Annotated in this window: 21 protein-coding genes; 5 read left to right on the forward strand and 16 right to left on the reverse strand. The window is 73.4% G+C overall.

Annotated features, from left to right (window positions below):
- Positions 1-38: 38 nt before the first annotated feature.
- From HHX30_RS36675 to murQ, 5 genes are all read right to left on the reverse strand, one after another.
- A complete protein-coding gene (locus HHX30_RS36675; RefSeq protein WP_169988339.1) occupies positions 39-2,201 on the reverse strand; it encodes an MMPL family transporter in 2,163 nt (720 codons plus the stop codon).
- Between the two features lie 23 nt (positions 2,202-2,224).
- Positions 2,225-2,773 (reverse strand): TetR/AcrR family transcriptional regulator, encoded by a 549-nt coding sequence (locus HHX30_RS36680; protein ID WP_169988341.1) that lies wholly within the window; start codon positions 2,771-2,773, stop codon positions 2,225-2,227.
- 178 nt (positions 2,774-2,951) lie between these two features.
- Entirely contained in the window at positions 2,952-3,764 is an 813-nt protein-coding gene (locus HHX30_RS36685) for a DUF1206 domain-containing protein (protein WP_169988343.1), read from the reverse strand.
- An 81-nt stretch (positions 3,765-3,845) separates the two neighbouring features.
- Positions 3,846-4,871 carry a serine hydrolase gene (locus tag HHX30_RS36690; protein WP_169988345.1) on the reverse strand — a complete coding sequence of 342 codons (1,026 nt, stop codon included), beginning with the start codon at positions 4,869-4,871 and terminating at the stop codon, positions 3,846-3,848.
- 4 nt (positions 4,872-4,875) lie between these two features.
- Positions 4,876-5,790: an N-acetylmuramic acid 6-phosphate etherase gene (gene murQ / locus HHX30_RS36695; protein ID WP_169988347.1), complete on the reverse strand. Its 915-nt coding sequence runs from the start codon at positions 5,788-5,790 to the stop codon at positions 4,876-4,878.
- A 23-nt stretch (positions 5,791-5,813) separates the two neighbouring features.
- Here murQ and HHX30_RS36700 point away from each other — a divergent pair, with 23 nt between their 5' ends.
- Positions 5,814-6,920, forward strand: a complete 1,107-nt coding sequence (locus tag HHX30_RS36700; protein ID WP_169988349.1) for an exo-beta-N-acetylmuramidase NamZ domain-containing protein — start codon at positions 5,814-5,816, stop codon at positions 6,918-6,920.
- A gap of 2 nt (positions 6,921-6,922) precedes the next feature.
- Here the strand turns inward: HHX30_RS36700 and HHX30_RS36705 are convergent, their stop codons facing one another.
- From HHX30_RS36705 to HHX30_RS36755, 11 genes are all read right to left on the reverse strand, one after another.
- A complete protein-coding gene (locus HHX30_RS36705; protein WP_169988351.1) occupies positions 6,923-7,783 on the reverse strand; it encodes a GNAT family N-acetyltransferase in 861 nt (286 codons plus the stop codon).
- Positions 7,780-8,799, reverse strand: a complete 1,020-nt coding sequence (locus HHX30_RS36710; protein WP_169988353.1) for an ABC transporter ATP-binding protein — start codon at positions 8,797-8,799, stop codon at positions 7,780-7,782. Before HHX30_RS36710 ends, HHX30_RS36705 begins: the two co-directional genes overlap by 4 nt.
- Positions 8,796-9,839, reverse strand: coding sequence for an ABC transporter ATP-binding protein (locus HHX30_RS36715; RefSeq protein ID WP_249350839.1), 1,044 nt, complete (start codon positions 9,837-9,839; stop codon positions 8,796-8,798). Before HHX30_RS36715 ends, HHX30_RS36710 begins: the two co-directional genes overlap by 4 nt.
- 5 nt (positions 9,840-9,844) lie before the next feature.
- Entirely contained in the window at positions 9,845-10,777 is a 933-nt protein-coding gene (locus tag HHX30_RS36720) for an ABC transporter permease (protein WP_249350840.1), read from the reverse strand.
- Positions 10,774-11,808, reverse strand: a complete 1,035-nt coding sequence (locus HHX30_RS36725; RefSeq protein ID WP_169988355.1) for an ABC transporter permease — start codon at positions 11,806-11,808, stop codon at positions 10,774-10,776. Before HHX30_RS36725 ends, HHX30_RS36720 begins: the two co-directional genes overlap by 4 nt.
- Complete coding sequence (locus HHX30_RS36730; RefSeq protein ID WP_169988357.1) at positions 11,805-13,625, reverse strand: ABC transporter substrate-binding protein; 1,821 nt, start codon at positions 13,623-13,625, stop codon at positions 11,805-11,807. The genes HHX30_RS36725 and HHX30_RS36730 overlap by 4 nt, the downstream gene beginning before the upstream one ends.
- 149 nt (positions 13,626-13,774) lie before the next feature.
- On the reverse strand, positions 13,775-15,244 hold the full coding sequence (locus HHX30_RS36735) for a glycoside hydrolase family 3 protein (protein WP_169988358.1): 1,470 nt from the start codon (positions 15,242-15,244) through the stop codon (positions 13,775-13,777).
- Between the two features lie 115 nt (positions 15,245-15,359).
- Positions 15,360-16,364, reverse strand: a complete 1,005-nt coding sequence (locus HHX30_RS36740) for a BadF/BadG/BcrA/BcrD ATPase family protein (protein WP_311923011.1) — start codon at positions 16,362-16,364, stop codon at positions 15,360-15,362.
- Positions 16,365-16,449: 85 nt separating this feature from the next.
- Positions 16,450-16,674, reverse strand: a complete 225-nt coding sequence (locus HHX30_RS36745) for a hypothetical protein (RefSeq protein WP_169988362.1) — start codon at positions 16,672-16,674, stop codon at positions 16,450-16,452.
- Positions 16,675-16,773: 99 nt separating this feature from the next.
- Positions 16,774-17,523 (reverse strand): SDR family oxidoreductase, encoded by a 750-nt coding sequence (locus tag HHX30_RS36750; protein WP_169988364.1) that lies wholly within the window; start codon positions 17,521-17,523, stop codon positions 16,774-16,776.
- A gap of 118 nt (positions 17,524-17,641) precedes the next feature.
- The gene (locus tag HHX30_RS36755; RefSeq protein WP_169988366.1) at positions 17,642-18,592 is read right to left on the reverse strand and encodes an SDR family NAD(P)-dependent oxidoreductase; all 951 of its coding nucleotides are present in this window, start codon (positions 18,590-18,592) and stop codon (positions 17,642-17,644) included.
- A 95-nt stretch (positions 18,593-18,687) separates the two neighbouring features.
- On the opposite strand from HHX30_RS36755, the gene HHX30_RS36760 reads away from it, so the two are divergent.
- The 4 genes from HHX30_RS36760 to HHX30_RS36775 all read left to right on the forward strand — a co-directional run bounded on the left by HHX30_RS36760 (position 18,688) and on the right by HHX30_RS36775 (position 22,251).
- On the forward strand, positions 18,688-19,635 hold the full coding sequence (locus HHX30_RS36760; RefSeq protein ID WP_169988368.1) for an AraC family transcriptional regulator: 948 nt from the start codon (positions 18,688-18,690) through the stop codon (positions 19,633-19,635).
- Positions 19,636-19,767: 132 nt separating this feature from the next.
- Positions 19,768-20,331, forward strand: coding sequence for an MFS transporter (locus tag HHX30_RS36765; RefSeq protein ID WP_169988370.1), 564 nt, complete (start codon positions 19,768-19,770; stop codon positions 20,329-20,331).
- 185 nt (positions 20,332-20,516) lie between these two features.
- Positions 20,517-21,056, forward strand: a complete 540-nt coding sequence (locus HHX30_RS36770; protein WP_169988372.1) for a copper chaperone PCu(A)C — start codon at positions 20,517-20,519, stop codon at positions 21,054-21,056.
- On the forward strand, positions 21,049-22,251 hold the full coding sequence (locus HHX30_RS36775) for a Dyp-type peroxidase (protein WP_169988374.1): 1,203 nt from the start codon (positions 21,049-21,051) through the stop codon (positions 22,249-22,251). The genes HHX30_RS36770 and HHX30_RS36775 overlap by 8 nt, the downstream gene beginning before the upstream one ends.
- Positions 22,252-22,302: the final 51 nt, after the last annotated feature.

The raw sequence follows: 22,302 nt of genomic DNA on the forward strand, positions 1-22,302 counted from the left end.
GCCGAAGGTCCCGCCGGGACGGGACCTCCGGCCCCGGGTCACATCACGCCGGCCCGCTCCGGGGATGCGGCGGCGCCGGTGGTCAGGTGGTGGCGCAGGCGTTCGCCCTCGACGTCGAGGTCGGGCAGCGCCCGGTCCAGAGCGCGGGGCAGCCACCAGGCGGCGCGGCCGAGCATGGACATCACGGCGGGGACGAGGGTCATGCGGACGACGAAGGCGTCGATGAGCACACCGATGGCCAGCGCGAAGCCCATCGACTTGATGATCGGGTCGTCCATGAACACGAACCCGCCGAACACGGCCGTCATGATCAGCGCCGCGGCGGTGACGACCCGCGCGTTGTGCCCCATGCCGTTGATCGTGGCCTGGCGGGGAGTGTCGCCGTGCACGTAGTCCTCGCGCATGCGCGAGACCAGGAACACCTCGTAGTCCATGGCCAGGCCGAACAGGATGCCGATGAGCAGGATCGGCAGGAAGCTGACCAGCGGGCCCGGCACGTCCACGCCCAGCAGCCCGGCCAGGTGACCCTCCTGGAAGATCGCCACCGTGATGCCGAAGGTCGAGCCGACGGTGAGCAGGAAGCCCAGCGCCGCCTTGACGGGGACCAGGATCGAACGGAAGACGAGCATGAGCAGCAGCACCGACAGGCCGACCACGAGCAGCAGGTACACCGGCATGGCGTCGGCGAGCTTGTCGGAGACGTCGATGCCCACGGCCGTCGCCCCGGTGACGGCGATCTCGGCGCCTTCGATCGAGGCCACCTTGGCGCGGATGGCGTGGACGGCGTCCTCGGTGGCCGCGGCGGTGGGCCCGGCCTTGGGGATGATGGTCAGCAGCGCGGTGGTGCCCGCGGCGTTGGGCTGCGGCGGGGCCACGGCCAGCACGCCGGGGGTCTGCTGGATCATCTTGGCGGCCTCGCCGGCGGCGGCGGTCGTGGCCGCCGGGTCCGCGGCGGAGACCACGGCGATCAGGCGGGCGTTGAAGCCCTCGCCGAAGCCCTCGCTGGTCAGGTCGTAGGCCTCGCGGGCGGGGGTGCCGGGGGCGGCGGTGCCGGCGTCGGGCAGGGCCAGGCGCAGGTCCTGGGCCGGCAGCGTGAGCGCGCCGAGGCCGATCACGCCGGCCAGCAGGATCGGCACGCGCAGCCGGGTGACGACCCGTCCCCACCTGTAGCCGAAGCCCTCCGCACCCGCGCCCGTGCTCTGACCGGTGCGCTGCTTGCGGGGCAGCACGCGGGCACCGGCGTACGACAGGAAGGCGGGCAGCAGCGTGAGGGCGACCAGGACGGCGACGGCCACGGTGCCGGCGGCGGCCAGGCCCATCACGCTCAGGAACGGGATGCCGACCACCGACAGGCCGGCGAGCGCGATGACCACGGTGGCCCCCGCGAACACGACCGCCGATCCGGCGGTGCCGACCGCCCGGCCCGCGGCCTCCTCCGGCGTCACGCCCTCGGCCAGGAACTGGCGGTAGCGGGAGGTGATGAACAGCGAGTAGTCGATGCCGACGGCCAGGCCCAGCATCAGCGCCAGCACCGGCGTGACGGAGGTCAGCTCGACGACGCCGCTGAGCGCGAACAGGCCGCCCATGCCGGCCCCCACGCCGATCAGCGCGTTCAGCAGAGTCATGCCGGCGGCCACCAGCGAGCCGAAGGTGACGATGAGGACCACCGCGGCGATCACGACGCCGATCCCTTCCGACCCGCCGACCTCCGGCGCGCCGTTCAGGATCTCGCCGCCGTGCTCGACCCGCAGCCCCTGCGCGGAGGAGCCGGCCTTCAGGTACGCCGCGCGCTGCGCCTCGGTCACGTCCTGGGCCTCGCGGTCGAACTGCACCTGGATCAGGGCGTGGCGGCCGTCGGCGGAGACGGCGCCGGACTTGAACGGGTCGAGGGCGGCGACGACGCCAGGGACGGCGGCGGCCTCCTCGACCAGCGGCGCGACCGCGGCGGGGTCGAGCTTGCGGCCCTGCGGGGCGGCCACGACGATGGTGCCGGTGGCCCCGCTGGCCTGCGGGAACTCCTTGGCCAGGGCGTCCAGCGCCCGCTGCGACTCGGTGCCGGGCATGGCGAACTTGTCGCCGGTCGGGCCGTGGAAGGCTGCCGCGGCCAGGCCCAGGACCACGAGCAGCAGCAGCCACACGGCGGCCACGCGCCCGCGCCTGCGGAAGGAGAACCGGCCCAGCCGGTACAGCAGGGTTGCCAAAACAGATCTCTTTCTTCTGAAGGTCAGTCGGCCTGCAGACCGAGCGTCCGCAACGCCCCGCGGGTCAGTTCCGCGCGCAGCGTCTCCTCCGGAACCGCGAGCTCGCCGGCGCTGGTCAGGATGATCCCCAGCATCGCCATCCAGGCCCAGACCCGGGCCTCGGGGGCGGCCGAACGGCCGGACAGGGCGTCCGTCAGCCGTTCGATGAAGCCGTCCACGTCCGGCAGTTCCGGCCGGTTGATCAGCGCGTCGACGTCCTGCAGGAGGATCTTCACCTGCAGCCGGAAGCGCAGGGACAGGTCGACGAGCGCGGCGACGGCGGCACGGGCGGCCGCCTCACCGTCCAGCCCGGCGAGCCGTGCCTCGAGTTCGGCGACCTGGGACCCGACGGGCGCCAGCAGCTCGGTCAAGATCGCGTCCTTGTTCGTGAAGTGGTAGAGCAAGGACGCCTTGGAGCAGCCGGCGTCCGTGGCGATCTCCTGGAGAGAGGTGCCGCGGAAGCCGTGGGCGGCGAACAGCCGCACCGCCGAGTCGAGGATGTCCGCGCGCAGGGTGGTTACGGAACGCGCCATGGGAGACACCCTAGCTGACCGATCGGACAGGATCTGACCGATCGGACAGTGACCGTGTGGGAGAAGACCGAGATCCGAGGGAGTCCGCCCAGGTGAGGCCAGGTCTCATCCGGAGCGGACCGTGGCGGACATCACAGGTGGAGCAGGTCCACCTGAGACGCCGCCCCGGCGGAGACCCTCACACGCGGTGCCAGCGGGCCTCCGCGAAGCAGTAGGCGGCGAACAGCACCAGGCCGATCGCGACCACGACGAGCAGCCACGGACCGGCCGGGGTGTCGGCGAGCGCCTTGAGCGCGCCGTCGATGCCGGCCGCCTTGTCGGGGTCGTACGTGAGGGCGGCCCGGCCGATCAGGACGCCGGCGGCCAGCGCGATCACGCCGCGGGCGATGTAGCCGGCCTTGCCGAGCTTGGTCACGACGCCGCGGGCACGAGGCCCGGTCACGTGCATGTCCTTCATGAACTTCTCGGTCCAGCCTTCGTAGATCCAGTAGACCCCGAGGGCGATCACGCCGAGCGCCATCAGGCCGACCAGGAACTGTCCGCCCGGCAGCTCGAACAGCGCCTTGGTGACGTCCTGCGACTGGCTGTCGGACGAGGAGGCGGCCTTGTTCCGCGTGAGCAGCGCCACCATCGAGAACACGAGCGCCGCGTAGACGACGGCCCTGGAAACGGCCTCCACGCGCTCCTTGACCTTGGGACGGCCCCAGACGGCCTCGGAGATCTGCCAGATCGCGAGGGCGGCCAGGCCGACGGCCATGATCCACAGCAGCGTGTCGCCCAGGGGCGCGTCGCGGACGATATGAAGCGCGCTGCTCTTGTCGGCCTCCCCTCCCCCGCCGAAGGCGATCTGGAGGGCGACCAGGCCGATGATCGCGTACAGGACGCCCCGGGCGGCGAACCCTACCTTGGCGAGCTTCTCCAGGACAGGATGGTCGGCCGCTCTCCGGGCCGTGCCTTCCAGCCGCCGGCCCGCCTGATGCGCGGTCGTCATCACGGCTCCTCTCCTTGGGGGGACGGATCGGTCTGCCTGCTGCACCGTCTCCCTACTGACCCGGACGAGGAGGGGCAAACATCAGCCCGCCAGGCGCAGCGCCTCCGCCGCGACGGCGTGCCGCAGGTCGCGGATGCCGGGCCGCCCCCGGAGGGGATGCACGTTGTTGGTGAGCAGCACGACGGTCAGCCGGTGGGCGGGGTCGACGACCAGCGACGTGCCGGTGAAGCCCGAGTGGCCGAACGCGCCCGTGAGCGGCCCGACGATGGCGGGATCGTCGATCCGCACGCCGAGCCCCTGGCGGAACACGGCGCCCGCGACCCCCTGGTCGCGCAGCGTCTCGGCGGTCCACTCGGGAGAAAGGATCGGGCCGCCGCCGGTGCGCAGCGCCTCGCCGAAGCGCACGAGGTCGGCGGCGGTGGAGAACAGCCCCGCGTGCCCGGCCACGCCGCCCAGCGCGTGTGCGGTCTCGTCGTGCACCTCGCCCCTGACGCACGTGCCGCGCTTGAACTCCGTGGCCACGGCGCGCCCCGGGTCGACCGGCCCGTACGTCGTGGCGCCGAGCCCGAGCGGTCCGGTGACCCGCTCGCGCACGAGCACGTCCAGCGGCGCCCCGCCGGCGGCCTCCGCCACCCGCCCGGCCGTGATCATGCCGACGTCCGAGTACAGGTGCGTGCCCGGCGGCCCCTGAACCGGGGTGGACAGGACGAGGTCCCAGCGGGTCTCCTCCGGCTCCTTCTCCACCCGGCGGCTCGCGGGCAGACCCGCCGAATGCGTCAGCAGGTGCCGGACGGTGATCCCGGGCCGGTGCCCGTAGAACCGGGGCAGCCGTGCGGCCACCGGCTCGTCGAGGTCGAGCGCGCCCTCCTGGGCCAGCGAGACCAGCACCGCGGCGGTGAACATCTTGGTCAGGGAGGCGATGTCGAAGAGCGCGTCCACCGCCACGGGCGGCCGCTCCGCCAGCAGGCCCCCGGACGGATCGGCATACCGCACGGCCTCCCCCACGGCGGCCCCGGCGACCGTGCGCCCGTCCAGAGCGATCACGGCGACCGCCGCCGAGGCGACCTCGGGCACCGCGGCCCGCAGGACGTCTTCGAGCGCGGACACCCCGTCAGGCACCGTGCAGGGCCGGGCCGAGGCGGTTGCCGTGCGCCGCGAGCAGCGCCCGGGCGTCGTCGGCGCCCACGCCGCGCTCGATCATCACCACGGCCGTCTTCACGTCCCGCCCGGCGTTCTCCAGGACCTCCCGGGCCCGTGGCACCTGCGTGCCGGTGATGTCGGAGACGATACGGGCCGCCCGGTCGACCAGCTTGGAGTTGCTGGCCACGACGTCGACCATGAAGTTCCCGTACGTCCGGCCCGACCTGATCATCGTGATCGTGGAGATCATGTTGAGGACCAGCTTCTGGGCCGTGCCGGCCTTCAGCCGCGTCGAGCCGGTGACCACCTCGGGTCCCACGATGACCTCGACGGCGTGGTCGGCCGCCCGCGCGAGCGGGGTGCCGGTGTTACAGGCCAGGCCCACGGTCAGCGCGCCGAGCCGCCGGGCCTGCTCGACCGCCGCGACGACGTACGGCGCGCGCCCGCTGGCGGAGATGCCCACGACGGAGTCGCGAGGGCCGACGGCCTTGCCCCGGATGACGGCGGCGCCCGCCTCGGCGTCGTCCTCCGCGCCCTCGACCGACCGCACCAGCGCGGCCTCGCCGCCCGCGATGACGCCCTGGACCAGGTCGGGGTGCGTGCCGAAGGTCGGCGGGCACTCGGAGGCGTCGAGCACCGCGAGCCGCCCGGAGGTGCCCGCGCCCACGTAGAGGAGCCTGCCCCCGTCGGCCATCCGCGCGGCGATCGCGTCGACGGCCGCGGAGATCGCCGGAACGGCCCGGCCCACCGCGGCGGGGACGGCGGCGTCGGCGGCGTTCATGAGCCGCGCGATCTCCTCCGTCGGCAACGTGTCGATTTCGCTGAAGCGGGGATCGCTCTGTTCGGTGGCGAGAGCGGCGAGTGAATGCGTCGTGGACTGCGTCATGATTCCTCGGCTTGGAGTGCTTGATGGATCGCGTGCGTACGGGGCTGGAGCGGCTGGCGAGCGCGCCGGGAGCCGGACGCGGACGGGTCGGGCTCGTCACCAACCCCACCGGAGTCCTGCCCGATCTGACCGCCGCCGCACCGGCCCTGCTGGCCGCCGGGGTGCCCGTGACCACGCTGTTCAGCCCCGAGCACGGCCTGCGCGGCACGGCCCAGGCGGGCGGCGGCGAGGCCGACACCGTCGACCCGGTCACCGGTCTTCCCGTGCTCGACACCTACCAGCGGTCGGGGGGCGACCTGGACGCGCTCGTCGCGTCGTCCGGGGTGGAGGCGCTCGTCTTCGACGTGTGCGACGTGGGCGCGCGTTTCTACACCTACATCTGGACGATGTACGACCTGATGGGCTCGGCGGCCCGGCTCGGGCTGCGGTTCACCGTGCTCGACCGGCCCAACCCGATCGGCGGCGCGGTGGCCGAGGGCCCGGTGCTCGACCCGGCCTTCGCGAGCTTCGTCGGCCGCGCCGCCCTGCCCGTACGGCACGGCCTCACGCCCGGCGAGATCGCGTCGACCGTCAACCGCGCGCTCGGCGCCGAGCTGGAGGTCGTGCCGATGGAGGGCTGGCGCAGGGAGTGGCAGTTCGACCGCACCGGGCTGCCCTGGGTGATGCCGTCGGCCAACATGCCGACCCTCGACACCGCCCTGGTCTATCCCGGCACCGGGCTGCTGGAGGGTGTGAACGCGGCCGAGGGCCGTGGCACGACCCGGCCGTTCGAGCTGGTCGGCGCGCCGTACGCGGACGGCCGGTTCGCCGCGGCGCTGAACGATGCCGGCCTGCCCGGCGTGCGCTTCCGCGACACGTGGTTCACCCCGACGTTCGGCAGGCACGCGGGCGTCGTGGTGCGCGGCGCGCAGCTGCACGTGACCGACCGGCGGGCCTTCCTGCCGGTACTCACGGGCGTGTCCGTCCTGCACGCGCTGCGCACCCTCTATCCGGGCGAGTTCCGCTGCGAGCCGTTCCTCGACCTGCTGTGGGGCTCGGCGTCGCTGCGCGAGCACCTGGAGGCGGGCCGCGACCCCCGGGAGCTGTGCCCCCCGCCGGGCCCGCCCCGAGGCGAACTGCTGTACGGCTGACATCAGTCCAGCGCGCGGCGGTAGAGCCAGAAGACCCGCTCGGCGCGGGCGCCCACCGCCCGGGAGTAGAAGCGGAGCGGGCCGACCCAGCCGATCTGCGTGGAGGTCTGCCCCGCTGCGGCCTGGTCGGCGAGGCAGCGGCGCAGCAGCACCCGGCCCACGCCGAGCCCGCGGGCGGCCTCGGCCGTGCCCATCGGGCCGAACCACAGCGGCCGGGCGCCCCAGGCGGCGAAGCCGAGGATCTCCCCGTCGCGGAAGGCATAGTGCAGGCCGGTCGCCTGCTCGGCCTCCCAGGCCCACTTGTCGTTCCACTGCTCGCGCACGAACGCCGCGATCCTCGCGCGGTCGGCGGCGGCCGCGACCGTGACCCCGGCGGCGGCGAGCTTCACCAGGTCGGCCTCGTGCTCGGCCTCGTCGTAGCGGGCCGGCAGGCCGGCCGTCATGTTCCAGGCGACGCGATACTGCTCGTACCCCAGGCGCTCGGCCAGGCAGGCCGCCGGGGTGTAGCGCACGTCGATGCCGGGCCAGGCGTAGCAGGGCGGGTTGCCGGCGAACCTCGACTCGGCGGCGCCGTGCGCCCGCATCCACTCCTCGGCCGCGCCGACCAGCGCCCGCCCGATCCCCCGGCCCTGGGCGGCGGGGTCCACGGCGATCAGGTCGACGTGGCCCGCGCCGTCCGCGCCGATCGAGGTGAATACCACTCCCTCGCGGCCCGGCGTGGCCAGGACGGTCCACCGGCGCTCCGGCGGCGGGGCGGCCAGCCGCCGGACGACCAGCGGGGCGTCCGCGGCGTCCGCCCAGAGAGCGGCGGCCGCGACGTCCGCGACACGGTCGTCGACGGCGACGGGGGCGATGTGCGTCACTCGCCCACCCCCACCGGGATCACGCCGCGCCGCTCGGGATGGAAGCAGGCGTACTCCTGCTCGATCTCCGTTCCGGGCCCGCCGTCGCGGCCCAGCACGGGCATCTCGCTCTCGCAGCGTTCGGTGCTGAACGGGCAGCGCCGCGCGAACAGGCACCCGCCGTCGGGCAGCCCCTCCCGCTGCATCTCCCGCGGCACGACCCGCTCCGCGCCCGGCCGTTCCAGGCCGTGCAGCACCGGGATCGCCGACAGCAGCGACTGCGTGTACGGGTGGACCGGGTCGGCGATGATCTTCTCGGTGGCGCCCCGCTCGACGACCTGGCCGCGGTAGAGCACGTACAGCTCGCCGTCGCCGCCGATGTAGCGGGCGGTGGCGATGTCGTGGGTGATGAACAGCACGCCCACGCCGAGCCGCTCGCGCAGGTCCTTCAGCAGCGCGAGGATGCCGAGGCGCAGCGACACGTCGATCATCGAGACGGCCTCGTCGGCCACGAGGACCTCGGGGTCCATGGTGAGCGCGCGGGCGATCACCACGCGCTGGCGCATGCCGCCCGACAGCTGGTGGGGGTAGCGCGGGAGCACGTAGCCGGGGTCGATGCCGACCATCGCCAGCAGTTCCTCGGCCCGCCCGTCGACCCACGACCTCGGGCGGCCCGTCTGCTTGGCGCGCAGCCGCAGCGGCGCCTCCAGCGTCTGGTGGATCGTCCGGGTGGGGTTCAGCGCCGAGTAGGGGTCCTGGTGGATGAGCTGGACCCGGCGGAAGTACGGCTGCCGCGCGCGGTGGCTCAGCGACGACATCGGCACGCCGTCGATGACGATCTCGCCGGCGTCGTGGGTCTCCAGCCCGGCGATGATCCGGCCGAGGGTGGTCTTGCCGCTGCCCGACTCGCCGATGAACGAGGCGGCGCCGCCCTTGGCGATGGCGAAGTCCACGCCGCGCAGCGCGGGCACCTCGCGGGCGCCGAGCACCCCGCCGCGCTGCTTGAAGATCTTGGTGATCCCGGTTCCCGTGATCACACGAACTCCTTCCGCTTGACCAGCGTGAGGTGGCGGTCGGTGGCGTGGCAGGCGACGGTGCGGCCGTCCCGGTTGACGGACATCGGCTCGTCGGTCTCGCACACATCCATGCGCCGCTCGCAGCGCTCGCGGAACACGCAGCCCTGCTTGGGCAGCGTCCCGAGCGTCGGCGGGCGGCCGGGCAGCGCCCGGGCCAGCGACAGGTCGCCCGTCAGGCGCGGGATCGCCCTGATCAGTCCCTGCGTGTACGGGTGCCGGGCGTCGCCGAGCACCTCGGTCACCGGGCCGTGCTCGACCACGCGTCCGCCGTACATGACGGCGAGGCTGTCGGCGACCTCGGCGACGGCGCCCACGTCGTGCGTGATCACCAGCGTGGTGAGCGCCCGCTCCTCGTGGACCTCGCGGATGATCCGCAGGATCGTGGCCTGCGTGATCATGTCGAGGGCGGTGGTCGGCTCGTCCAGAACGACGACTTTGGCGTTCAGGACGAGCGCGAGCATGATGCCGACCCGCTGGCGCATGCCGCCCGACAGCTCGTGCTGGTAGGAGTCGAGCACCCGGGCGCCGTCCATGCCCATGCGGGCGAGCAGGTCCTTGGCGTCCCGCACCAGCGCCCGCAGGTCCTCCACGTCGTGGGAGCGGCCGAGGTCGAGCAGCTGCTTGCCGATGGTCTTGAGCGGGTTCAGCGAGTTCTGCGCGGCCTGGAAGACGTACCCGACCTGGCGGCCGCGGGCGCGGCGCAGGTCCTCGCCCCGCAGCGTCAGCACGTCGCCGAGGCCGTCGATCTCGACGCTGCCCGCCGCGATCCTGCCGGGCGGCTGCACCGCGTTGAGCAGGGAGAGCGCGAGTGTCGACTTGCCCGAGCCCGACTCGCCGACGACGCCGGTGATCGTGCCGGGGGCGAGGGCGATGTCGACGCCGCGTACGGCGGGCAGTTCGCCCGACGGCGTCTTGTAGACGACCGTGAGGTCTCGGATCCGGACCCCCGGTGCTTCCATGTCACGTGCCGCCATGTGAGGTGCGGCCGTGTGAGCGGTCATAGAGGCTACTCCTCCCGCAACCGGGGGTTGAAGATCTCGTCCATCGCGTCCACGATCAGCACGATGCCCAGGGTGAGCAGCAGGATCGCGATCAGCGGGGCCATCAGGTACGGGAGCGCGGCCGGGGTGGTGAGCGCCCCGCCGTTGAAGACCGCGAGGTTCAGCATCACGCCCCAGTTGCTCGACTCGAACGGCAGCACGCCGAGGAAGAACAGGCCCACCTGGGCGTACACCGCGCCGGTGACGGCGATGAGCATGTTCATCGCGATGTACGGCGCCATGCTCGGCAGCAGTTCGCGGCCGATGATGTGCCGCGTCGGCAGGCCGAGGCCGCGGGCCGCCTCGATGAAGCCGCGCTCGCGCAGCGACAGCGTCTGCGACCGCACGGCGCGGGCGATGCCGCCCCAGCCGAGCACTCCGAGCACCAGGCCCATCTCCAGCGGGCTCTCGAACTTCCACACCGTGGACAGCACGAGCAGCAGCGGCAGGCCGGGGATCGCGAGGTTCATGTCGGTCAGCCGCATGAGCAGCGTGTCCCACCGGCCGCGATGGAAGCCCGCGACCAGCCCGATGAGCGTGCCGAGCGCGACCGTGATGACGGCCGTGGCCAGGCCGGTCAGCAGCACGTAGCGCGCGCCGGTGACGACCAGCGCGAGCACGTCGGTGCCCTCGAAGTCGGTGCCGAAGGGGTGGGCCAGGCTGGGCGGCGCGTACAGCGCGTCGTCGTCGCGCGGCAGCTGGGCGGGGTAGAGCAGCGGCCCGGCCACGCCCATGAGCGCGAACAGGGCGACGATGACCACACCCGCCATGCGGCTGGGCTTGCGCCGCAGCACCCGCCACACCCCGCGCCAGAAGTTGCGCCGCAGCGTGGCCCGGGTGGTCCCGGGTGGCCCGGCCTCGGGACTCATCGCCCCTTCCGGGCTGACGATGACGGTCATGCCGCGCCTCCGCTCCTGACCCGCGGGTCGATCACCGTGTACAGCAGGTCGGCGGCGATGTTGGCGACGACGATGCCCACCGTGATCACCAGGAAGGTGCCGCCCATCAGGGCGTAGTCGCGGCTGCTGATGCTGTTGACGAGCAGCAGGCCGAGGCCCGGGTAGTTGAAGATCTGCTCGATGAAGATCGAGCCGCCGAACAGCATGCCGATCGACAGGGCGAGGATCGTGAACAGCGGCAGGATCGCGTTGCGCGCGAGATACCGGAACACGAAGCCGCGCCGCAGGCCGCGCAGCTCGGCCGCGAGGATGAAGTCGTCGCCGAGCACGGCGACCACGTTGGACTTCATCGCGAGGATCCATCCGCCGTAGCTGGCCAGCGTGTACGTGACGACCGGCAGCACGGCGTGGTGGACCAGCGAGCCGATGTAGCCGGCGTTGAACCCGGGGACGAACTCGACGTCCACCGGCCCGCCCGACGGCATGATCGGCCACAGCGTGGCGAAGATCGCGGTGAGCAGCAGGCCGATGACGTACACGGGCACGCCGTGCAGCAGCGAGCCGGACAGCGCGAGCATGTCGCCGAGCTTGCCGGACCGCTTGATCGCGGCGTAGACGCCCATGGTGACGCCGAGCAGGAAGCTCAGCAGCGTGCCGGCGAGCACCGGCAGCACGGTCCACCGGGCCGCGTGGCCGATGAGCGTGGTCACCTCCACGCCGGGCGTGCTGAGCGAACGCCCGAGGTCGAGGTGGAGCAGCGAGCCCATGTAGCCGACGTACTGCTCCCACAGGTTGCCGGTGGGCAGGAAGCCGTACAGGACGGCCGTGGCCCGCTCGGCCTGCTCGGGCGACATGCCCTTCTGGATCAGGCTCTCGTACTGCCCCAGCACGGGGTTGCCGGGGATCTCCCGGATGATGACGAAGCTGATCGTGGCGACGACCCAGATCATCGCCAGGCCGCGGACCAGATGGCCGCCGACCTTCCTGGCGATGGCGCCCACCCGGGGACGCCCCGGGACCGCGTGCGTCATGCCTGCCCCTTCTCCGCTTTTCTGATCATCCCGAGCTGCATCCACACGCCGGACGACAGCCGCAGGGACTCGTCGTCGTCGGGCGGGAACGCCGTGTACCGGGAGGTGTTCACGAACTGGGTGTTCACGTAGTCCCACAGCTGGACGACCGGAAGCTGCTCGTTGGCGACCTTGGCCAGGACGCCGACGATGCGCTTCTGCTCGTCCTGGGAGGCGAAGTTCAGCCTGCTGGTCAGGTCGCCGGGGTCGACCGTGCCGGCGGCGCCGGCGTCGACCTTCTCCGGCCCGCCCATCCAGTTGCCCTCGGTGCCCGGCGCGACGTGCCGCAGCCGGCCGCCGAACATCTGCCAGCCGTTCGCCTGCCCGAACAGCCGCTGGAAGATGTTGTACGGCGAGGGGCCGAGGCCGATCAGCCAGAACCCGAGGTCGTACTTGCCTTCGGCCAGCTCTCCAAGATAGAGCGTGTAGTCGGCCGCGGTGACCACGCTCGCGTCGATGCCGTGGTCGCTGAGCTGGCTGCTGATCGACTTGCCCGCGGCGACCCAGTCGGAGAACGACGCGGGCACGTGGATGCGGACCTTCCACGGGCTGCCGTCCGGCATGGCCCACCGGCCGCCCCGCTTGGTCATGCCCGCCGCCTTCAGCTCGGCGTCGGCCTTGGCGGGGTCGACGCGGTACCGCTCCAGGGTGTCGAACGCGTCGCCGAGCCAGGCACGGGCCGCCTTGGCGTGGATGCCCGAGGTGGTGGCGGCGGGAGTGCCGCCCTCCGGCGAGGCGATCTTCGTGACCTGGGCGCGGTCGATCAGGTAGGCCATCGCCCGCCGCACGTGCACGTTGTCGTACGGCTTGTGCGACTGGTTGAACGCGAGGGACACGGCCACCGGCGAGTAGCCCTTGACCACCTTGCTGCCCCCGGCGTCGCGGATCCGCTCCATGACGGCGGTGGGCACGGAGGTGAAGGGGGCGTTGTCCAGCCGGCCGGCGATCAGGTAGTTCCAGATCTGCTCGTTGCCGGTGTAGTTCAGGATCTTCACCTTGGCCGGCGCGATGTTCTGCCGGGCGTAGAAGTAGGGGTTGCGCTTGAGCAGCGCCGCACCCGGGTTCACCCGCTCCAGCACGAACGGCCCGGCCGACACGTCGTGGCCGGGGTCGAAGGCGATGACCTTCTCCGCCAGGCCGGTGATCTGGTTCTTCGCCTTCTCGGCCGCCGCGCCCTGGCCGTGCTGGGCGACCTTGAGCGTCTGCCAGAAGTCGGCCGGCAGCAGCTTCCCGAACACGTGCGCGGGCACGACCACGGTCGACAGCAGGTTGGCGAGGAACGTCGAGCTGCGGTTGGCGCCCTGGGTCACCCGGACCGTCTTGGGGTCGACGACCTGGATGTCGGCGGCGGCGCCCGCCGCCTTCGGGTCGAGCGCGTACGCCGTGCCGCCCTGGGTGTAGGCGAGACCGATCGAGACGCGCACGTCCTCGCTGGTCACCGGCTTGCCGTCGGACCACCTGGCGTCCGGCTGCAGGTGGATGACGACCTCCGACCGGTCCGGGGACATGCTCCAGCTCCTGGCGATGGCCGGGTAGAACTGGTTGGGATCGGTGGGGTCGTTCTTGGGCCACGCCAGCGCCATGCCGTTGTATCCCGAGAAGACCGATCCGACGGGGTTGAACGGGTTGATCGGCGCGCTTGCGTTGATCTGCTTGCTGCCGTCGATCGTGGTGTAAACGCCGCCGCCCTGTTGGGCGGTGTCCGTCGTACCGGTAGTGCCGCAGGCGGTGGCTGTGACGATCGACGCCAGAGCCACGATCGCCGCGAGTCGCTTCATGGGCTGCTCCTGGTTCCCGATTGCCTGGACAATACGGGCGCTCTCGCGACGCCGTCAATTTTTTCCACGGGCAGACGCATCGGTGGAGTTAATTTTTACCCGAGCCTGCTACCTGGGAATATGTCCTGTCCCAGGGGCCGGCAGGCGGGTCAGACGGCTCCGGCGAGCCAGCGGGCCGCCGCCCGCGCAGAGGCCGTGGAGCTGCCGTGAGTGGCGAGGTACAGCCGCCCGGCGGGCGGCCCCGGCACCCCGGTCTCCACCACGATCGCGTCCGGGCGGGCCCGCAGCGCCTCCTCCAGGAGCCGCCGCATCCAGGCGTGCCGCACGGCGTCGTGGACGGCGATCACGAGCGGGCCCCCGGTGTCGCGCAGCTCCGGCAGCCGCCCGTCGTCATGCACCTGCGCCGTCACGGTCCCGGGCAGGAGCTCGCCGAGCGCCTCCCCCAGGGTGAGAGGGGTCGCCCGGCCGACGGCCTGACTGGGGCGCGCCGCCATGTGCACCACCAGCGGCGCCCGCGTGAGCGGCCCCGGAGGCTCCGCGGGGGTCGCGCGCAGCGCCGCCGTCGCCGCCGCCAGGCCGAGGCCCTCGTCGGCGTCGCGGGCCACCGCCTTCCTGGCCTCCGCCTGCGCGTCGTACCACGCGGCCAGGTCCCGCACCCGGCCCGCCGCCTCGGCCAGGCGCTCCTCCGCCAGCCGGCCCTCGCGGACCGCGCCGGTGATCGCGTCGCGCAGCGCGTACACGCTCTCCCCCCTGGCCGAGGACACCCCGACGCAGATCGCGTCGGCCCCGGCGGCCAGCGCGCGGACCGCGATCTCGCCGGGCGGATGCAGGGCGGCGACCGCCCGCATCTCGATCGCGTCGGTCACCACGAGCCCCTCGAACCCCAGTTCCTCCCGCAGCAGGCCGGTCAGCACCGCCCGGCTCAGCGTCGCGGGGAGCGCGTCGACGGCGGGGACGAGCAGGTGCCCGCACATCACGGCGCGCACCCCGGCCGCGATCGCGGCCCGGAACGGCGGCAGGTCGCGCCGTTCTATCACCTCACGGGAGGCCCGTACGGCGGGCAGTGCCAGGTGGGAGTCGGTCACGGTGTCGCCGTGGCCGGGGAAGTGCTTGGCGCAGGCGGCCACCCCGGCGCTCTGCAGTCCCTCGATCCAGGCGGCGCCGTGGCGGCCGACCTCCTCGGGGTCGGAGCCGAAGGAACGCACGCCGATGACGGGGTTACGGGGGTCGGCGTTGACGTCCACCACGGGGGCGTAGTCGAGGGTGACGCCGGCGGCGGCGACCATCCGGCCGATCTGCCGCGCCACCCGGCGGGTCAGCGCCTCGTCGCCGGCGACGCCCAGCGCCATGTTGCCGGGCCACGAACTGCCGCCGGCGGCCTCCAGACGGGTGACGGAACCGCCCTCCTCGTCCACCGCGACGACCACGTCCGGCCGCTCCCGGCGCAGCTCCGCGGCCAGGGCGGCCGTCCCCTCCAGGCCGGCGACGTTGCGGGCGAACAGGACCACGCCGCCGAGGCCCTCCGCGAGCGCCCGCCGCAGCCACGCGGGCGGCTCCGTGCCCTCGAACCCGGGCTGGAGCACCGCCATCGCCATCCGGTCCAGCTCGCCCTCACTCATGCCGCCTCCCCGTCCGGCGGCTCGGCGTCAGGTCGTGCCGGAGGCGTGCAGGCGGTGTTTCTTGATCCACTCGTTTCGCTCGCACAGTGCGTACCGACTCGCTCGCTCCGCTCGCTCATGCGCCCCCCTGCCCGATCAGCGCGCGGTGCGCCTCGGCGGCGCGGGGGTCGCCGGGCAGGGCCGCCCGCACCGCGAGCGCGGCGGCGCCCGCCGCGGCGTCCCGGGCGCGCACCAGCGTGGCCCGCCTGCCCAGCTCGGCCCTGACCAGGTGGGCGAGCTCGGTCGGCTCGGTCAGCAGCGACCCCGCGAGCACCAGCGGCCCCCCGCCTCCCGCCGCCCGTGCTCCCCTGTCGTGGGCGGCCTCCCCGGTGACGACCCGTGCCGTACGGCACAGCCTGCGGGCCGCCTCGGCGACGACGCCGCGGGCCACCTCGTCGCCCTCGCGGGCGGCGGTGTCCACCACGGGCGCGAGCGTGCCGAGCCAGGCGGGACCGCGCTCGGCCACCTGCGCGTACACGACCGAGACCAGGGCCTGGGCGAGCGCGGGCCCGTCGTCCTCGCCGGCCGCCCCGGCGCCCAGGACGGCCTCGGCCACCCGGGCGACCAGCACGGTGGACGCGCCCCGGCCGTCGATCGCGTTCAGCGCCGCGGCGGCGGCCCGGCGGCCCAGCCACACGCCCGAACCCTCGTCGCCCAGGAGCCAGCCGAGGCCGTCGGCCCGCCGCACGACACGGCGGTCGCGGACACGCGCGCCAATCGCGCCGGTGCCGGCCACCAGGACCGCGCCGTCCGGCTCGTCGGTGGCGCCGGTGAAGGCGACGAGCACGTCGGCGACCACCGCCGGCCGCCCGGCGAGCCCGGCCTCCCGCCAGGCCCGCTCCGCCGGCTCCGCCGCGCGGGCCGCCCCGGCCAGGCCGAACACGCCGCCCGCGACCCGCGCGCGGTCCAGGCCCTCCAGCGCGCCGAGCAGCGCGGCGCGCAGATTGGCCGCCGGATCGGGGACCGAGATCGCGTTGGCGCCGCCGGCCAGTCCACGCCCGGCGATCTCGCCCGATTCCGTGACCACGACGCAGCGCGTACTGGTACCTCCCCCGTCCACACCGACGAACAGAGCCCCCACGGCCGCTCCTTTGTAGGCACTTTCCATCAACCTACAAGGCGATGGAAATCTTCTACAACGGCCGCCGGTAGGGCGGGAGACCCGATTATTTCCCGCTGTCGGTGAGATCGACGAGCGCGGTGGCCGCCCGGAAGAACTTGTTTCGGCCGAGGTCTCCGACGGTCTTGATGTGGAAGGCCTTCTTCAGCAGCTCCGCGTCCTCCGCGCTCACCCCGGCCAGCGCATCCACCGGCGCCTTGAGGAGCTCGTCCAGGGTCTTGTCCTCGTACTCGCGGTCGAGCAGCTTCGCCAGGTCCGCCGATACAGCCATGGTTCCCCCCATCGAACACGCCCCCGATACCTCTTGAAGTGCCCAAACGGCCCAATTCCTATGCCGCTCCCGCGCCTCCCGCCGGACGCCGGACGGGCCCTACTCCGCCGTGTGCTCCTTGAGCCAGTCGGCGAACCGCGTGGGGCCGAGGTCGGCGTCGCCCTCGGGGACCAGGCTGCCCTCCTGCAGCTTCGAGCCGAAATAGCGCGCGTCCGGGTCGCCGACCACCCGGCGGGGGTCGCGGCGGGCCTCGAGGACCCGCCGGACCACCTCGTCGAACCTGAGACGGTCCGGACCGGCGATCTCGACCCCGCCGGCGGGCGGCCTCACCGCGACCCTGGCCACCGCCTCGGAGACGTCCGCGGCCGCGATCGGCTGGAACAGCACCGGCGCCACACGGACGGTGTCCCCTTCGGTGGCCGTGTCGGCGATGCCGCCGACGAACTCGAAGAACTGCGTCGCGTACACGATCGTGTGGGGGATCGCGGAGGCGACGATCAGTTCCTCCTGCGCGTGCTTGGCCCGGAAGTAACCGTTCTCGGGCAGACGGGACGTTCCGACGATCGACAGCGCGACGTGATGGCCCACTCCCGCCTCGGTCTCCGCGGCCAGCAGGTTGCGGGTGGATGCGGTGAAGAACTCCATCACCGCGGTGTCCTCGAAGGACGGGGAGTTCGACACGTCGACCACCACCGAGGCGCCCTTGAGCACCTCGGCCAGGCCCTCCCCCGTGACGGTGTTCACACCCGTCCGGGGAGTGGCCACCACCGCCTCATGCCCCTGACCGCCGAGCCTGTCGACGACCTTGCTCCCGATCAGCCCGCTGCCGCCGACGACCACGATCTTCATTGCCGTACCTCCGCGATGCTCTCCTGGTGACTGCCCGTCCTCCGACGGGCGTACGACACCTATGACCGGACAGGCCCCGCGTCTGTGACACCGATGCTCCGAAGAGCCGCCCGGCTCCTCAGCCGAGCGCGGCGCTTCCGTAGTCCCACAGGCGGTCCGCCGCGTCCCTGTCGAACGCGTGGGCCGCCACTCCGCCAGCGATCCCGGGGGCGGCGGGCGGGGCCTCCTGGTTGTCCTCGAAGTAGCGCCCGGTCACGCCTTCCACCAGGGGCGAGGCCGCCAGCAGCACCGATGCCGCCGCGCCCTGGGCGACCGTCTTGAGGTAGGGCCGGGGAACGATCTCGCCGTTCTCGTCGATCGCGCCCATCTCGCGCATGGTCGCCTCGTCCAGGTGGCGCTGGAGGTTCGTCGATATCCAGCCGGGGTTGAGCGCGTTCGCCGTGATCCCGTCGGCCGCCCACCGGCGCGCGCCCACCGCCAGCAGGACGTCCGCCGTCTTGGACTGCCCGTAGGCCGTCCACGGGTGGTACGGCCGGCGCTCGAACTGCGGGTCGTCGAAGTCGAACGGCGTCTCGCGATGGGCGCCGGAGCTGACGACGACGATCCGCGCCCGGCCCGCCGCCCGCAGACTGCCGTACAGGCCCACGGCGAGGGCGAAATGTCCGAGATAGTTCGTCGCGAGCTGCATCTCCCAGCCCTGCGCGGTAATTTGGCGCACCGGGAGCGCCATGACCCCGGCGTTGGCGACCAGCACATCGAGCGGGCCGCGCCACTCCCGCACGAACGCCGCGACAGACGACAGATCGGCCAGGTCGAGCGCTGCGGACCGGACGGCTCCCGGCGCGCCGGCGAGGCTCGCGGCGATTCGCGCCGCCGCGGCCGGGTCGCGGGCGGCGATGGTGACCTCCGCCCCGGCCCCGGCCAGGACGCGGACGGTTTCCGCGCCGATGCCGGAAGCGCCGCCGGTGACGACGACGCGCCGCCCGGACAGATCCACCCCTTCGATGACCTCGGCCGCGGTGGCGTGGGAGTGGAAGGGAGTGGTGAGACGAGTCTGTTCGCTGTTCATGCCGTCACGCTAGAGCGCCGGATTCGGACTATCTATAGCGAAAAGTCCGGCATACTTTATCGATCGTCCATCACCCGATCGCACCGGAGAAGCCGATGGATCCGCTCGAAGACGTGCTCGCGCTGCTGGGCACCAGGGCGCACCTGTCCACGGGCATGTCGGCGGGCGGCAGCTGGGCCGTGCGTTTCGAGCCGCCGGACGGCGTGAAGTTCAACGCCATCCGGCGCGGCCGGTGCCTCCTGGACGTCGAGGGCCTCGACGCGCCGATCTCCCTGGCGGAGGGCGACTGTTTTCTGCTCACGCGCCCGCTCGTCTTCACGCTCTTCAGCGACCCGCATGCCGTCCCGGTCGACGCCGGGCCGTTGTGGACGGCGGCCCGGGACGGCCTCGCACACGTCGGCGACGGCGCGGACACGCTCCTCGTCGGCGGCCGCTTCTCGTTCGGCGACCGGGCGCGCTCGCTCCTGCTCGACGGGCTGCCGCGGGTCATCCACGTGCCCGCGGAAACCGGCGAGGCGAGCGCGGTGCGGTGGGCCCTCGACCAGATCGACGCCGAGCTGCGGGGGCGCGCCATCGGCTCGACGCTCGCGGCCGAGCATCTCGCCGTGGTCATGCTCATCCACGTCCTGCGTCTGCACCTGGCCCGGGAGCCCCGCGCGGTGTCGGGCTGGCTCGCCGGTCTCGCCGACCCCGTGGTCGCGGCGGCACTGCGGTCCATGCACGCGCGGCCCGCCCATCCATGGACCGTCGCGGAGCTGGCACGGACCGGTGCGGTGTCCCGGTCCACCCTCGCCGCGCGGTTCAAGGACACGGTCGGTCTCGGCCCCCTGGACTACCTCACCCGGTGGCGGATCGAGCTCGCCTCCCGGCGCCTGCGCGACGGCGGCGACACGCTCGCCGCGATCGCCCACGCCGTCGGCTACGGCTCGGAAAGCGCCCTCAGCACCGCGTTCAAGCGGATCACCGGCGGCTCGCCGCGCGAGTATCGCCGGCGAAGTGCGGGCGCCCGGCTCCCTGAGCCGTCCCCGAGCCAGGCGCCGTGACCCGTCCCCGAGCCAGGCGCCGTGAGCCGTCCCCGAGCCAGGCGCCGTAGCCGGCTGAACCGGCGTCGCCCGCGGGCGACACGGCGTCCCGGAACGGGGACCGGGCGCGGGGCATGCGATATTGGCAGTGCCATGCCGCTGACATCGCCTCTCCGTCTCGCCCGAGCCGCCGCCTTCACCGCGGTGTGCCTCGGTCTGGGCGTGCTGGCGCACCTGTTCAGCGGCGGCGAGGTGACCCCCGGCGCGCTCGCGCTGGGCCTGCCGGCGGTGTTCGCCGCCGCGCTGCCCCTGTCCGGCGGGGAGCGGACGCTGCGCGCGATCCTGCCCCTGCTCGCGGCCCTGCAGGCCGCGTTGCACGTGCTGTTCGCCCTGGCGTCCCCGTCTACCGTGGACGTCGCGACCGGGCACCTCCTGGCCGGGCACGCGCACGCCGGACCCGGCTTGGGGATGCTCATCGCCCACGGCTCGGCGGTGGTGCTGACGTCGCTGTGGCTGGCCAGGGGCGAGGCCGCCCTGTGGGCGCTGCTGCGGCGGCTGGCCGTACGCCTCACGCGGATCGCGGCCGATCCGGCGCCGCCCGTGTTCGCGCCCCTGGCGTCGCCGCATCCGGACGAGCCGCTTGTCCCCCGCTCCGTCGCGCCGCGTCACAGCGTCACCCGGCGCGGCCCGCCCCGCCTTCTCCGTACGTCCGTCTGAGACGGCGCTCCTCACCCCGCTCCCGGCCGCGTACGGCCCGGGACGTGATCATGATCTTTTCCGGCGGAGCATGCCCACGCGCGTGCCCCGTTCCTCAGCCGCGCCCGGCCCGTGTCTCAGCCGCGCCCGCCCGGCCCACGGGACGCGCCCGCGTGCCCGCCGGACGACCGAGAGAAGGCTTCCGCATGACCAGCACGACCGTTCACCGCGTCCTCCCGGCGGCGCTCGCCGCCCTCCTCGCCGCGGCCGCCTGCGCCGCACCGGCCGGCACCACCGCCGCTTCGCCGGCGGCGGCGCAGGCCCCCGTCTCCGCGTCCGCCACGACGGCCGCCGCCCCGCTGTCGATCGCCGATCCGTGGGTGAAGACGGCCCGTTCCGGCATGAGCGCCGCCTTCGGCACGCTCGTCAACACCACCCGCGAGGCGGTCACCGTCGTCGGGGTGAGCACCCCCGTCTCCCCGTCCGTGGAACTGCACGAGGTCGCCGGAGACGCCGGCGCCACGACGATGCGCCGCAAGCAGGGCGGGTTCGTGATCCCCGCGGGCGGGCGGCACGTGCTCCAGCCCGGCGGCGACCACATCATGCTCATGGACGTCCGCACGGCGATCGAGCCCGGGGCCGAGGTGCCCTTCACGATCACCCTGAAGGACGGCAGGACGGTGTCCTTCACCGCGGTGGCCAAGGACTTCGCCGGTGCCAACGAGTCCTACGCCCCCCATGAGTGAGCGCGAGTCCCGGGCGGGACGGCGGCTGACCCGGCGCGGCCTGCTCGCGGGAGGGGCCGTCGCCGCCGCCGCGGCGGCCTGCGCCGTGCCCGGTGGGGCCGGGTCCGCGGCGGCCGGGTCCGCGCCTCTCCCCGGCGGTGACGCCGTCGAACCCTTCCACGGCGTCCACCAGGCGGGCGTCGCGACCTCTCCGCAGACGTTCGCGGTGTTCGCCGGGTTCGACCTGCGGCCGAAAACCGGGCGAGTCGCGCTGACACGCCTGATGCGGCTGCTGACCGACGACGCGCGGCGGCTCACCCGGGGCGAGCCCGCCCTCGCCGACACCGACGCCGAACTGGCGCTGCTGCCCGCGCGGCTCACCGTCACCTTCGGGTTCGGCGCCGGGCTGTTCGAGGCGGCGGGGGCCGGGCACCTGGCGCCACGGCCGCTGCCGGCCTTCAAGATCGACGCTTTGCAGCCTCGCTGGAGCGGCGGCGATCTGCTGGTCCACGTGTGCGCGGAGGACCGCGTCACGCTGGCGCACGCGCTGCGCGTGCTCGTCAGGGACGCCCGTTCCTTCGCGACCATACGCTGGACCCAGCACGGCTTCCGGCAGAGCCCGCAGGTCCGGGCGCCGGGCACGACCCAGCGCAACCTGATGGGCCAGCTCGACGGCACCGTCAACCTCACGCCGGGCTCGGCGGACTTCGAGCGGGCCGTGTGGGTGCGCGACGGGTGGCTGCGCGGCGGCACCACGCTGGTGCTGCGGCGCATCCGGATGGACCTGGAGAAGTGGGACGCCGCGGACCGGGCGGCCAAGGAGTTCAGCGTCGGGCGGCGGCTGGACAACGGTGCGCCCCTGACCGGCCGGGCCGAGACCGACGAGCCCGACTTCGCCGCGCTCGGCCCGTCGGGCCTGCCGGTGATCTCCGAGTTCGCGCACATCCGCCGCGCGCGGACGGCCGACCCGGGCATGCGGATCCTGCGCCGGGCATACAACTACGAGGCCGGACTCAGCCCGGAGGGACGGCAGGACGCCGGCCTGCTGTTCGCGTCCTACCAGGCCGACGTGGCACGGCAGTTCGTCCCGATCCAGGCGCGGCTGGCGGAGATGGATCTGCTGAACCAGTGGACGACCCCCATCGGGTCGGCCGTCTTCGCCATACCACCCGGATGCTCCCCGGACGGCTGGATCGGCGAGACCCTGCTGTCCTGATCCGCCCGTCCTGATCCTGCTGTCCGGATCCGGCCGTCCGGAGCGGAAGGC

Origin of the sequence: Microbispora sp. H10836, from assembly GCF_012999525.1 — a bacterium.
Classification (GTDB): Bacteria; Actinomycetota; Actinomycetes; order Streptosporangiales; family Streptosporangiaceae; genus Microbispora.

Coding starts and splice junctions, on each gene's coding strand:
- HHX30_RS36730 (WP_169988357.1), bottom strand. CDS start 13,625: ATGAAGCGACTCGCGGCGATCGTGGCTCTGGCGTCGATCGTCACAGCC.
- HHX30_RS36750 (WP_169988364.1), bottom strand. CDS start 17,523: ATGAAGATCGTGGTCGTCGGCGGCAGCGGGCTGATCGGGAGCAAGGTC.
- HHX30_RS36755 (WP_169988366.1), bottom strand. CDS start 18,592: ATGAACAGCGAACAGACTCGTCTCACCACTCCCTTCCACTCCCACGCC.
- HHX30_RS36725 (WP_169988355.1), bottom strand. CDS start 11,808: ATGACGCACGCGGTCCCGGGGCGTCCCCGGGTGGGCGCCATCGCCAGG.
- HHX30_RS36770 (WP_169988372.1), top strand. CDS start 20,517: ATGACCAGCACGACCGTTCACCGCGTCCTCCCGGCGGCGCTCGCCGCC.
- HHX30_RS36765 (WP_169988370.1), top strand. CDS start 19,768: ATGCCGCTGACATCGCCTCTCCGTCTCGCCCGAGCCGCCGCCTTCACC.
- HHX30_RS36715 (WP_249350839.1), bottom strand. CDS start 9,839: ATGACCGCTCACACGGCCGCACCTCACATGGCGGCACGTGACATGGAA.
- HHX30_RS36735 (WP_169988358.1), bottom strand. CDS start 15,244: ATGAGTGAGGGCGAGCTGGACCGGATGGCGATGGCGGTGCTCCAGCCC.
- HHX30_RS36685 (WP_169988343.1), bottom strand. CDS start 3,764: ATGACGACCGCGCATCAGGCGGGCCGGCGGCTGGAAGGCACGGCCCGG.
- HHX30_RS36720 (WP_249350840.1), bottom strand. CDS start 10,777: ATGACCGTCATCGTCAGCCCGGAAGGGGCGATGAGTCCCGAGGCCGGG.
- HHX30_RS36700 (WP_169988349.1), top strand. CDS start 5,814: ATGGATCGCGTGCGTACGGGGCTGGAGCGGCTGGCGAGCGCGCCGGGA.
- murQ (WP_169988347.1), bottom strand. CDS start 5,790: ATGACGCAGTCCACGACGCATTCACTCGCCGCTCTCGCCACCGAACAG.
- HHX30_RS36760 (WP_169988368.1), top strand. CDS start 18,688: ATGGATCCGCTCGAAGACGTGCTCGCGCTGCTGGGCACCAGGGCGCAC.
- HHX30_RS36775 (WP_169988374.1), top strand. CDS start 21,049: ATGAGTGAGCGCGAGTCCCGGGCGGGACGGCGGCTGACCCGGCGCGGC.
- HHX30_RS36745 (WP_169988362.1), bottom strand. CDS start 16,674: ATGGCTGTATCGGCGGACCTGGCGAAGCTGCTCGACCGCGAGTACGAG.
- HHX30_RS36680 (WP_169988341.1), bottom strand. CDS start 2,773: ATGGCGCGTTCCGTAACCACCCTGCGCGCGGACATCCTCGACTCGGCG.